Origin of the sequence: Sporosarcina sp. D27 (assembly GCF_000586555.1) — a bacterium.
Lineage (GTDB): Bacteria > Bacillota > Bacilli > Bacillales_A > Planococcaceae > Sporosarcina.
The window spans coordinates 39,547-51,242 of sequence record NZ_AZUC01000045.1; the positions used below are offsets into that span (position 1 = coordinate 39,547).

Below are 11,696 nucleotides of genomic sequence, written 5' to 3' on the forward strand. Positions count from 1 at the left end.
CTTCCTCAAGTTTATGAGCACTTTCCACGGGTTATGATCACTTCCTCAAGTTTATGAGCACTTTCCACAGGTTATGATCACTTCCTCAAGTTTATGAGCACTTTCCACGGGTTATGAGCACTTCCTCAAGTTTATGAGCACTTTCGCTTCGCCGAGTTTACAGGCAATAAATATTTTACTTTACAAACCTTTTACAGATTCCTCTCAAAGCTAGTCAATTTTCAATAAATCGTAAGGTGTAATAATCCCGATTAACTTTTCATTATGCTCAGCAGTATCTGTAATCAAAAGGGCTTCGAGACGCGTTCCTCTGGAGATTGCCCGTTTGAAATAATCCTCCGCTTCGTACACAGATAGATCTCTTCTGACAAATTCAAACGACTCTTTACGTTTTTCATAGTTGTAGACGTCAGACAGTGTCGGTATTTCCCGGGAAATAGAATCTTCTGTCGATTGACCTGCTAACCAATGTGTAATTCCAGCAGCTGTAATGAGCCCTTTGAATTTTCCATTTTGGTAAATAGGCAGCTGACCAAACTTATTATCACGCATTAGCCTAAGGGCAGCTGTAAGCGGATCTGACGCTTGCAGTGTATGTACCTTACAACCGAATAAGGCACCCACATTCAAAGGATTACTCACTTTCCGTTCAATCAATTCAATGCGTTCCACAATATCATCATGTGGTTCGGCGATCACATAATCGACGCCTGTCCGATGGTGAATAATGGCGTTTCGCAAGTCGCCAAACTCGCGTAAGTCTTCTTCATGATTCCGAACAACAGAGTTCTTGATTTTCGCTTTTTCAATCAGTCGATAAAAAGGCATAAAGCCGCTATCGTCAACTTTTTTAGACAATGATTTTTCAATACGATTATAAGCAATGATAAACCGATCTGAATTTTTAACAGACATGTCCACACCAACTCCTTTCACTAAGTATACCCATTAAAGTCAGTTGAACCGTATTAAAAATCCGCCTCCTTTGCAGGAGACGGATTTCGTTTGTTCACTTATTCACTTACGCCCATTTCGAATAGACGCAAGTCAGAACTTGGATCTATTGAGTAGTTAACTACACGATTATTAGCAGCTTTAAGAGCATAGCGGTATACAGTTGGTGCAACAGGTACTTCTTCAAACATAAGCTCTTGCCACTCGTCATATACTTTTTTGCGATATTCCAAGTCAAACGCTTTTTCAGAGGTACCATCTTTCAGAAGTTTATCGTTCTCTTCACTAGTCCAGCGAGTGTAGTTAAATGATGCTGTGCGTCCGTATAGACCGGATGGATCTGGGTCGGAACCAGTTCCCCAAGCGCCTTGATAGATATCGATTTTCGGGTCATCATTTTCAACCATGTCATAGAATGCGTTGAAATCGTGAAGACGACCGTCAACCAATTCAACTTTTAAACCAATGTCTGCCCAGTTTTGCATGTAAGCTTTTGCAATTGGCTCAGCTGTTTCTCCACCTGACATAGAAGCGAAGTTGATGACCAATTTTTCACCTTTCTGATCTTCACGGAATCCATCACCGTCTGTATCTTTGAAGCCTGCTTCTTCAAGAAGTTCTTTTGCTTTTTCAGGATCATATGGACGTCCTTCAATCTCTGTATTGTGGAAGCTTTCAAACACAGGGATGATTAAAGAAGTTCCTGGGAAACGAAGACCATGGTAAAGTTTTTCACCGATCGTTTTGTTATCCATTGCATGCCACATTGCCTGACGAAGTTCTTTGCTAGCCATTTTAGCGTTAGGATCTGTAATATTTTCTTTCTTTTTTGCATCCCATTTACCTTGTTTAAAACCGATATACGTATATGCAAGATCTACTTTTGCCAACAATTCAATATCTTCAACATCTTTAACCGTTTCGTATTGATCTGCTGGAATACTAGCAAGGTCGATATCGCCTTTTTTTACAGATTCAACAATTGTTGATGAACTAACAACTTTTTGTACAATTGACTTAAGAGCTGGTTTACCTCTCCAGTAGTCGTCATTACGAGCGTAAAGTACAGACTCGCCTGGTACAATTTTTTCAATTTTGTAAGGTCCGAAACCGATTGGATTTACACGGATTTTGTCTGAAGACTCAAGGTCTTTAATTGTTGTTTCGCCAGTCATGATATCCCCTACATGGTGACGTGGTGTAGCATATGACCAGAATCCTGAAAGGATAGATGGTGAAGCTACATTGAAAGTGAATTCCATCTCTTGGTCATTGATAATTTTAATACCAGAGATTTCTTTTGTTTTTCCTTCATGATACTCAGGCATACCTACTACGTTTTCAATCATGAAATCGTAACGGTTACCAGCATAATCCGGATGTCCAAGAATTTCATAAGAGTAAAGAAGGTCGCTTGTTTTAACCGGCTCTCCGTCATGCCATTTCACGCCATCTTTGATTTTTAAAGTCAACTTTTTGTTATCTTCTGACAATTCGAATGTTGCAGCACCGTTGTTAGTGATTAAGTAATCACCATCCGAGTCGAGTAGTGCTTCATCGAAATATCCAAGAATTTCAGCATCATACGTACCTGAGTAGAAGTTATAGTTCAATGTCCCTTCAAAAGGCTCATCTGCAACCATTGCAATGGTCATTTCGCCGTCTTCCATTGCTTCTTTGTCATTGCTTGTGTCTAGAGGGAAATCGATATCTGCTGCATTCTCACCTGAACCTTGTTCAGTAGTCCCCTTATCTTTTCCTTTGTCTTTCCCTTTGTCCGTTCCTTTTCCGCCATCTGCACTATCGTCGCCACTACAAGCAGCCAAGAACACACTGAGCACGAGCATTAGACTTGCCAGCAACATCAAACTTCTTTTCTTCAATTGTCTTACCTCCCCTTTTTTTTAAGCCAATCTTTGTCTCGCATCCGACGCGCGCTTCACCGCTTGCCCGATGTAATTTATACACAGCATCATTACTAGAATTAGTAATGCTGCAGGTAACCAAACCCATGATTTGTTTTGGAGAATGTCCGGATTCGTAGCAAACGAAATCAGTGTCCCTAGGGACGGTGTGCTTGCTGGAAGTCCAAATCCTAAGAACGTTAAGCCGGTCTCCAGTCCGATGTTGCCAGCTAGCGTCAAAGTCATGTTAACAATGACCAGTGAGCTTAAATTCGGAAACATTTCAAAAAACATTATTTTCCAACTTGGTGTGCCAAGTGTTTTGGATGCGTTAATGTAATCCAATTCACGTTCTGCAAGTCCTTTGGAACGGATCAGCCTGGCTTTTTGGAACCAAGCAAATGCACTCATTATTAGAACGAACGCTAAAATGGAGTAATCCGGAACAATGACGATAAACACAATGATGAACATTGTACTTGGCAGAACCATCAGAAAATCTATAATTCTCATAATGACATTATCAACCCAACCGCCAAAGAATCCGGAAATGAGACCAATCGTTAAACCGAAAAGTCCGGCAATAACCGTCACACTAAGCCCAATTGTAAATGAGTTGCGTGTTCCGAGAAGCAACTGACCGAAAACATCACGACCTCCATCATCTGTACCCAGCCAGTGGGTTTCGGAAGGAGCTTCCCAAGTTTCAAGGAAGTTTACTCGTTGAAGTTGTTCCTGATCAATAAACAGCGGTGAACTATAAGCAGTTATCAAAATTCCAAGCAGCAGAACCAGTGAAATTAATGCCATTTTGTCATGCCTAATTTCACGCCATATCGTTTTAGCAAGAGATGGATTATTTGCTTTTTCTTTAGCAATCAGTTTTTTATCATCAATAGTTACCATTTAGTATTCCCTCCTCATTCGCTCTTTCTATTCAATCCGGATACGTGGATCTATAGCACTCAGTATGATGTCTGAGAGCATCGTACCGACAATAACAGCAGTTCCTGAAATCATGACAATTGCTGTAGTTACGGTAAAGTCACGTCCTGTAATGGATTGAATGAAGAGCTGCCCAAGGCCAGGATAACTAAATATCATTTCCAAAAATATTGAACCGGCAATCAATCCTGTAATTTCATAGCCCAGGAATGCTGCGATAGGAAGCATAGAATTACGTAAAATGTGGCGGGTATATACTTTGCCTTCTGGAACCCCTTTAGCACGTGCCGTTTTCACGAAGTCTTTCAGTTTTGTATCAATAATATCGTTTCTCAAATATTGAATTGTTCCCGCTGTAGCAAGCAGTGCTCCTGACATCCCTGGCAAAACTAAGTGTTTAAATTTACTGACATAGAAATCCCATGTTCCTGCTTCTAGTCTCACATCGACACTGTTTCCTGTCGGGAACCAACCGAGTACAAAACCGAAGAAGAACAGCATGAGCAAAGAGAAAACAAACAAAGGTGTAGCGAATGCAAAGTAGTTATAGGTGATAATCATTTTGTCCGCCCAAGAGTCCGCCCACCTACCGGCTATGATACCCAGTGGTATGGCAATTATATAGGAGACAATCAAAATGAACAGTGACAGTGTTACTGTATTAACTACGCGTCCTGCAAGCAGTGAAGTTACAGGTTGCTTATGTGTATAGGAATCCCCTAAATCACCTTTGACCGCTTTTCCTATCCAAGCTCCGTACTGAACATACCAAGGATCATTGAGTCCGTATTCTTCACGAATCTTTTCCATTTGTTCAGGTGTTACATTGGGATTCCCCATAAATGCGCCTGTTACTGCATCTCCCGGCATTTGCTTCGCCAATACGAAGATAATAAGGCTCAACAAGAGTAGTTGCGGAATCATAACGAGCATGCGACGAAAGATAAATTTAACCATCAGTTACATGCCCCCTTGCTGGATAGCAACTGAATGCGTTGGGGTAAGCGGTTTCAAATCAAACATTCTACCGTCTTTGTCGAAATAGCTGTCATACTCTGTACGGTAAGCGGTGTTGATTTCCTGACGTAATTCCATTTTCTCGAAACGTTTTGCAGGATCCATCTCTGGAATTGCGGCAATTAAACGCTTAGTATAAAGGTGCTGGGGATTATTATAGACATCTTCAGCAGTTCCTTCTTCGACAAAACGACCTTTATACATAATACCGATCCTGTCACAGATATGTTTAATAACTCCAAGATCGTGGGATATGAATAAGTAAGTCAATCCGAAGTCTTTTTGAATTTCTTGCATGAAGTTCAAGACCTGGGCCTGTACGGAAACGTCCAATGCAGATACAGGTTCATCGGCAATGATCAATTTAGGGTTGAGCATAAGCGCTCTGGCAATTCCGATCCTCTGACGTTGTCCTCCTGAGAATTGGTGCGGATACTTATAGATAGATTCCGGGCTTAGGCCAACACGCTCGATCATGTTCTGAACGCGAGTCAGCTCCTCTTTAGGAGAAAGCCGCTCAAAATTGCGCAGCGGTTCAGCAATTATATTCAAGACGTTCTTTCTTCCATTTAACGAAGAATAAGGGTCCTGAAAAATCATTTGGATATCACGGATATGCTTCCGACGATCATGTCCGTTCATAGTGGCAAGATTATCACCATTAAACAAAACTTCACCGCCGGTTGCTTTGTTTAGTCCAATAATTGCACGGCCTGTTGTTGTCTTTCCACAACCAGACTCCCCCACAAGACCGTACGTTTCGCCCGGTTCCAGTTCAAAACTGACCCCATCAACTGCACGTACTTGATCGACCACTCGGCGGAAGAAACCACCTCTTATAGGAAAGTGTACTTGCAGATTATTTACATTAAGTAGTGACATAGTTTTCATCCTCCACTCGTTCTTCCGGGAAGTGGAACTTTTTGTAACACGTACAGCGTACAAAGTGACCCGGCTCCACTTCATGGAGCGTCGGTTTGTCTTCATGCGCATCCTCAGAAATCCATGGGATTCGAGGAGCAAAACGACATCCTTCGCGATCTAGTTTTTGAATCGATGGCACAATACCTTCAATAACATGTAGTTCTTCTTTATCTGTCATGTTAGAAGGAATCGAGCTCAAGAGTGAGCGGGTATATGGATGTAGCGGATTTGAAAACAGTGTATTTACGTCGGCAATTTCTACAAATTCACCTGCATACATTACTGCTACTCGATTTGCCATCTCTGCAACTACTCCCAGATCATGTGTGATGAGGATAATACCAGAATCTGTAATGCGTTGGAGCTCTTTCATTAAATCCATAATTTGAGCTTGAATTGTTACGTCCAACGCAGTTGTCGGCTCGTCTGCAATCAGCATTACTGGATTACAGGCTAGTGCAATTGCAATCACAACGCGTTGTCTCATCCCACCTGAAAGTTCATGTGGGTATTGTTTGTAGATTCGGTTGGCATCTTTTATACCGACCTGTCCAAGTAACTCCAGCACTCGTTTCTTTTTTGCAGCACTAGATAGTTTCATATGGTAATCCATCGGCTCTGCAATTTGTCGGCCGATTGTTGCGAGTGGGTTAAGAGCTGTCATTGGATCTTGGAAGATCATGCCCAAGTCTTTCCCACGGATTTTGTTCAACTTTTCTACTGGCAGGTTTAGAAGATTCTGCCCTTTCAAGTTCACTTGACCTTCTAGTTTTGTAGTCTTCGTATTATGAAGACCTATAATGGAGAGTGCTAAGGCACTCTTTCCACATCCAGATTCACCGACAATCGCCACGACTTCATTTTTATGAACTGTTAGTGAAACACCGTCCACAGCTGCGTAATAGTTCCCTTTAATGTTAAATGATGTTCGCAGATTCTCAATTTCCAAAACTGTCTCAGCCAAAGTGGTTCCTCCTTGCCCTTGGTAATATGTACAAAAAAAGGTTGATTTAATTTTCAGACTTTATAAGCTTTTTCAACTATACTACACAACTTTTACGTTGGCAATACTATTTTTTCAGAATACCAAATACATAGATTATTTCAACTATGACAAATCAGTGACAAACTCTGTAACAAAGCGGACTTAGACAATATAATTCCTTATGTACTTTTTTAAAATCTTTTTAACTGCTGATAGAAATCCCTTTGCCTCGCTAGTTTGGATTTCCGCAACCTCCTTATTGGTTGATCCCACGAGACGGAGCAATGCCCCATTACTTTAGAATCATCTCCCCAACAATCCTATTCCACTCAGTTCAATCGTTCGATATTTTACGACATTTCGCGACACGAAAATCCACTTCACTATAATAAATCGAGCTATTTTTCATCAGAAAGGGTTTGAATACAGATTGTGACTCCTTTAAGTAACTCATCTAACGACCAACCTGGTATTTTCCCATGTTGAATTGCCAACTCAAACGAAGCGGGAATATGCAAAAAGCCTGAAGGCATGTCAGGTTTATGTTTGGTCGCCCAATGGAGCCCAGCATACATCACGTTATTACACAAATAAGTTCCTGCAGAATTGGATATTGCAGCTGGCAGACCTGCATTAGACAATCGGTTCACCATTTTGCGGATCGGTAGAGTGGAAAAATAAGCAGGTGGTCCTTCCAATTCAATGGTTTCATCAATCGGCTGATGCCCTTCGTTGTCAGGTTCTCCATCTTTTACATTGAGGGCAACCCGTTCTGGGGTCATTTTATAACGTCCACCCGCGAGACCAAGTGATAAAACTGCATCCGGAATTTCTTTCTCAATATAATTGAGTAACTCTGCACCGGATACAGTAAAATTCACAGACAAGATTTTCCCGCAAATGATATAGTCACCAATAACCGAGCCATCCAATTTTTCAACGATTTGCATCGTTGGATTCACAGGGAATGAGAGAAATGGTTCAAACCCAGTTAATAGTAATTTCTTCATTTATAAAAATCTCCTTTACACATGCAACTGCTTTGCCTGTTCACTAACTTCTTTCATTAAAGACTCATCATGTAAGTGACACGCGACAAAATGCCCCTCATCTTTTTCTAGCCATTGGGGTTTATGCGTGGCGCACACCTCCATCGCATAAGGACATCTAGTTCTGAACACGCATCCTGAAGGTGGGTCAATTGGACTTGGCAACTCCCCTTCCAATAGAATACGTTCTCTCGATTCCTCGATGTCTGGATCCGGAATTGGAATTGCAGAGAGCAAGGCTTCTGTATAAGGGTGTAAAGGCTTGCCATAGAGCTGATCGCTTGTTGTCAACTCTACTAAATGACCTAAATACATAACGCCAATCCGATCCGATAGGTATTTCACCATCGACAGATCATGTGCGATGAATAAATAGGTAAGCCCTTTCTCACGTTGCAACCTTTGAAACAACATAACAACTTGCGCCTGGACCGACACGTCCAATGCTGAAATGGGTTCATCGGCAATGATAAATTCAGGGTCGAGAGCGAGCGCTCTTGCAATGCCGATCCTCTGTCTCTGTCCGCCAGAAAATTCGTGAGGATACCGGTTCGCATGGTCGCGATTTAACCCGACATCTTCTAGAAGCTCACTAACACGTGCACGCAATTCCTTTTTAGACTTGTACATATTATGGATTTCCATCGGCTCTGCAATGATTTCATAAACTGTTGAGCGTGGGTTAAGAGACGCATAAGGGTCTTGGAAAACCATTTGCATCTTTTTAAGAAACTGTTGACGTTCTTTATCGTTCATATCGTGGACATTTTGCCCTTCAAACACAACATCCCCGTCTGTTTTGTTATAAAGCCCTAAAATTGTACGTCCCGCTGTCGACTTTCCACAACCTGACTCTCCTACAAGACCAAACGTCTCCCCTTTGTAGATATCAAAACTAAGGCCATCCACCGCTTTCAATGTTTTTCCTTTCCCTACTTCAAAATGCCTTTTCATGTCTTTTACAGATAGTAATACTGATCGGGAATCTGTCATCATTGTTCCTCCTCGTTTCCAGACGTTCTGTGATGTGATAGCCAAGTTGAGTCAATCTGTACACCGAGCCCTGGCTCATTCGGTAGTTGAACCAGTTGTTTTGTATAGGTAACGCCTCCAATTACAGGATCACCATTTAGCATCAGAGGTGCATCAAAATCACAACGCGTTATATTCGGCTGACTCGCGGCAAAGTGAGCTGCTGCGGTGATTCCCAGTTTCGTTTCAATCATACTGCCAGTCATACATTGGACTCCGTAACTTTCAGCGAGCGCATTGATTTTCAATGCTTCATGGATTCCACCTGACTTCATCAACTTGATGTTGATCAAATCTGCTGCTCCACATTGCAGGACACGCAACGCATCTTTTGGTGAAAAAACGCTTTCGTCAGCCATGATTGGCGTCAATGTATTTTGAGTCACATACAACAGTCCATCTATATCCTCCGCATGGACAGGTTGTTCGACCAGTTCAATCTCAAGACCCGCATCTTCCATCGCGATAATTGTTCGGATCGCTTCTTTAGGCTTCCAACCTTGGTTGGCATCCAAGCGAATCTTGACAGTATGACCCACTCGATTCCGGATTTCTTTAACACGTTCAATATCGAGCTCTGAAGAACCGATTCCTACCTTCACTTTCAATGTAGTGAATCCATCTTCTACACACCGATGTGCATCGTCTCCCATCTCTATTGGATCATTCACACTTACCGTAAAGTTCGAATCCAACTTGTTCCTGTGCCCCCCTAGGAGTTGGTAAAGGGGGAGTCCTGCAAGTTGACCAAGGAGATCATGGATTGCCATATCGACTGCAGCTTTGGCGCTAGTGTTTCTTACTATTGTTTTATGTAGAACGGCGAAAAGTTCGGTTCGGTTACGAATATCCATCCCAATCAGTTTGGGAGCCAATACTTCTTCAATTGCATACGCAATGCTCGCCATGGAATCGCCTGTAATCACATGAGTTGGTGGAGCTTCTCCCCATCCGGATTTTCCATCTTCTGTTGTGACCTTTACAAAAGTTGAGTAGGCAGTATGAACGGTGCGCAATGCTGTTTTAAATGGTTTTCGCAATGGAACAGCAACTGTTGCAAGTTCAATCGAGTGAATCTTCATGTACACGTTCTCCTTTCTCGCCTAAAACGAACAAAACTGTGTGCGTCGAATACTCGGCGCACACAGTCTCCCCCTACTTATTCTTTGTCAGCGTATTTCAGGTCGAGATAGCCGACTGGGTGACGGAGAATCCCTGTAACACCAGGCTTTTCTAATGTTGACTGATTGTAATAATAAAGTGGAATTACAGGCATTTCGTCCATGAGCATTGTGTCTGCTTGTTGCAACAAAGTCCAACGCTTGTTCTCGTCTGTTTCATTTTTAACAGCTTCAATCAACTTGTCATAATCAGGATTTGACCAAGTCGTACGGTTCATCGATGAATCTGAAATGAAGCTTTCTAAAGCGTTTACAGGGTCTGCATAATCATGCAAGAAAGATGAACGAGAGAACTGGTACTTGAACTCTTTCTGATCTGCAAGGAATACTCCTGCTTCTACGTTTTGTAACTCAATGTCCACACCAAGATTTTCTTTAAACATCGATTGCAATGCGACCGCAATTTTTTGGTGAGAATCACTTGTAGAATACGTTAATGTTACTTTAGGTAATTCTGTATATCCTTCTTCCTTCATGCCTTCTTCAAGTAATTTCTTCGCTTCTTCAGGATTAAACGAAACTAAATCTCCTGCAGACTCACGGAACTCTTTGCCATCCGGTCCGATGAATCCATAAGAAACGAAACCATGTGCTGGCTTTTCTCCGTTTTTAGTGACGAACTCTACAATGTCTTCCTGATTAACCGCTTCACCAAACGCTCTACGGATTTTCTTGTTCGTGAATGGTTCCATAGATGTGTTGAATCGGAAGAAGTACAATCCTGCTTGGTCTTCTAATTTAACTTCTGGATTATCTTTCAAGTCTTCAGCAATTTCAGACGGGACATCTGTACTGTCCAACTCATCAGACTGGTACATTTGGTAAGCCGTTGTGGAATCACTCACCATTTCCCAGTTCACTTTGTCGAGCTTAACTTTGTCTGCATCCCAATAATTTTCGTTCTTTTCAAAGACGAATTTCACGTCGTGATCCCATGAAGCTAATTTGAACGGACCATTGGAAACGAATGAATCTGCTTCTGTAAACCATTTCGGGTTGTCTGTCGCTACTTTTTCATTGATTGGGAAAAAGCTTGGGTTCGTAATGATGTTCAAAAATGCTTCGTTTGGAGCCGTCAGTTTCACGACGAATGTTTTCTCATCAGGTGCTTCGATTCCAATGTCTTCAACAGTGCCTTCACCGGTGTTGTAGTCTTCTGCGCCTTCAATAAAGTATGCAAGGAATGCTGCAGGAGATGCTGTCTCAGGGTCTAGCATATGCTGCCAAGCGAACAAGAAGTCGTTTGCTGTAAGTGGATCGCCATTTGACCATTTTGCGCCATCACGGATAGTGAATGTATACGTCAATCCATCTTCAGATACATCAATCTTTTCTGCGGAAGCTTCTTCTGCCAAGTGATCTTCTGACAAACGAGTGAGTCCTTCCATCAAGTTGTTAAGAGCACTCCAAGAAACTGCATTAAAGCCTACGGACGGGTCAAACGAAGTAGGTTCTTCGCCGTTGTTCAAGTAGAGTACTTTTTCTTCGGCAGGCTTGTTGTCCTTGCTGTCTTTTCCTCCTGTTTCGGCTTCAGGCTTCTTGCCTGCTTCTTCGTTTGCTGTACAGGCTGCGAGTACTACGAGTAGTGCAGTAAATAATACAAACTTGATCCACTTCTTCAATGTGATTCCCCCTTTTATATGATGAAACCATAAACACACTCTAGAGATGAACAGTGTTGACTTCCGCTACAGGTGGGCGCTTT

General features: G+C 42.1%; 10 protein-coding genes. All 10 read right to left on the reverse strand.

Translation table 11 applies throughout. The features are described from left to right. Nucleotides 1–210: 210 nt before the first annotated feature. The 10 genes from N693_RS0107155 to N693_RS0107200 all read right to left on the reverse strand — a co-directional run bounded on the left by N693_RS0107155 (nt 211) and on the right by N693_RS0107200 (nt 11,613). Nucleotides 211–915, reverse strand: coding sequence for a CBS domain-containing protein (locus N693_RS0107155; RefSeq protein WP_025784119.1), 705 nt, complete (start codon nt 913–915; stop codon nt 211–213). A 98-nt stretch (nt 916–1,013) separates the two neighbouring features. Further along, nucleotides 1,014–2,837: an oligopeptide ABC transporter substrate-binding protein gene (opp4A, locus tag N693_RS0107160; protein ID WP_025784120.1), complete on the reverse strand. Its 1,824-nt coding sequence runs from the start codon at nt 2,835–2,837 to the stop codon at nt 1,014–1,016. Between the two features lie 21 nt (nt 2,838–2,858). Further along, nucleotides 2,859–3,764, reverse strand: coding sequence for an ABC transporter permease (locus tag N693_RS0107165; protein ID WP_025784121.1), 906 nt, complete (start codon nt 3,762–3,764; stop codon nt 2,859–2,861). Nucleotides 3,765–3,791: 27 nt separating this feature from the next. After that, nucleotides 3,792–4,760: an oligopeptide ABC transporter permease gene (gene opp4B, locus N693_RS0107170; protein WP_025784122.1), complete on the reverse strand. Its 969-nt coding sequence runs from the start codon at nt 4,758–4,760 to the stop codon at nt 3,792–3,794. A 3-nt stretch (nt 4,761–4,763) separates the two neighbouring features. Further along, complete coding sequence (locus tag N693_RS0107175; protein WP_025784123.1) at nt 4,764–5,702, reverse strand: ABC transporter ATP-binding protein; 939 nt, start codon at nt 5,700–5,702, stop codon at nt 4,764–4,766. Beyond that, nucleotides 5,689–6,708, reverse strand: a complete 1,020-nt coding sequence (locus tag N693_RS0107180) for an ABC transporter ATP-binding protein (RefSeq protein ID WP_025784124.1) — start codon at nt 6,706–6,708, stop codon at nt 5,689–5,691. Before N693_RS0107180 ends, N693_RS0107175 begins: the two co-directional genes overlap by 14 nt. A 419-nt stretch (nt 6,709–7,127) precedes the next feature. Next, nucleotides 7,128–7,739 carry a pyroglutamyl-peptidase I gene (gene pcp, locus N693_RS0107185; protein ID WP_025784125.1) on the reverse strand — a complete coding sequence of 204 codons (612 nt, stop codon included), beginning with the start codon at nt 7,737–7,739 and terminating at the stop codon, nt 7,128–7,130. Between the two features lie 15 nt (nt 7,740–7,754). After that, a complete protein-coding gene (locus N693_RS0107190; RefSeq protein ID WP_025784126.1) occupies nt 7,755–8,771 on the reverse strand; it encodes an ABC transporter ATP-binding protein in 1,017 nt (338 codons plus the stop codon). Beyond that, entirely contained in the window at nt 8,771–9,892 is a 1,122-nt protein-coding gene (locus N693_RS0107195; RefSeq protein ID WP_025784127.1) for a mandelate racemase/muconate lactonizing enzyme family protein, read from the reverse strand. Before N693_RS0107195 ends, N693_RS0107190 begins: the two co-directional genes overlap by 1 nt. Before the next feature lie 77 nt (nt 9,893–9,969). Next, nucleotides 9,970–11,613, reverse strand: a complete 1,644-nt coding sequence (locus N693_RS0107200) for an ABC transporter substrate-binding protein (RefSeq protein ID WP_025784128.1) — start codon at nt 11,611–11,613, stop codon at nt 9,970–9,972. Nucleotides 11,614–11,696 lie beyond the last annotated feature (83 nt).

Bases quoted from the DNA above. Each gene is read 5' to 3' on its own strand.
- N693_RS0107165 (WP_025784121.1), bottom strand. From the start codon at position 3,764: ATGGTAACTATTGATGATAAAAAACTGATTGCTAAAGAAAAAGCAAAT.
- N693_RS0107195 (WP_025784127.1), bottom strand. From the start codon at position 9,892: ATGAAGATTCACTCGATTGAACTTGCAACAGTTGCTGTTCCATTGCGA.
- N693_RS0107155 (WP_025784119.1), bottom strand. From the start codon at position 915: ATGTCTGTTAAAAATTCAGATCGGTTTATCATTGCTTATAATCGTATT.
- opp4B (WP_025784122.1), bottom strand. From the start codon at position 4,760: ATGGTTAAATTTATCTTTCGTCGCATGCTCGTTATGATTCCGCAACTA.
- N693_RS0107175 (WP_025784123.1), bottom strand. From the start codon at position 5,702: ATGTCACTACTTAATGTAAATAATCTGCAAGTACACTTTCCTATAAGA.
- N693_RS0107190 (WP_025784126.1), bottom strand. From the start codon at position 8,771: ATGACAGATTCCCGATCAGTATTACTATCTGTAAAAGACATGAAAAGG.
- pcp (WP_025784125.1), bottom strand. From the start codon at position 7,739: ATGAAGAAATTACTATTAACTGGGTTTGAACCATTTCTCTCATTCCCT.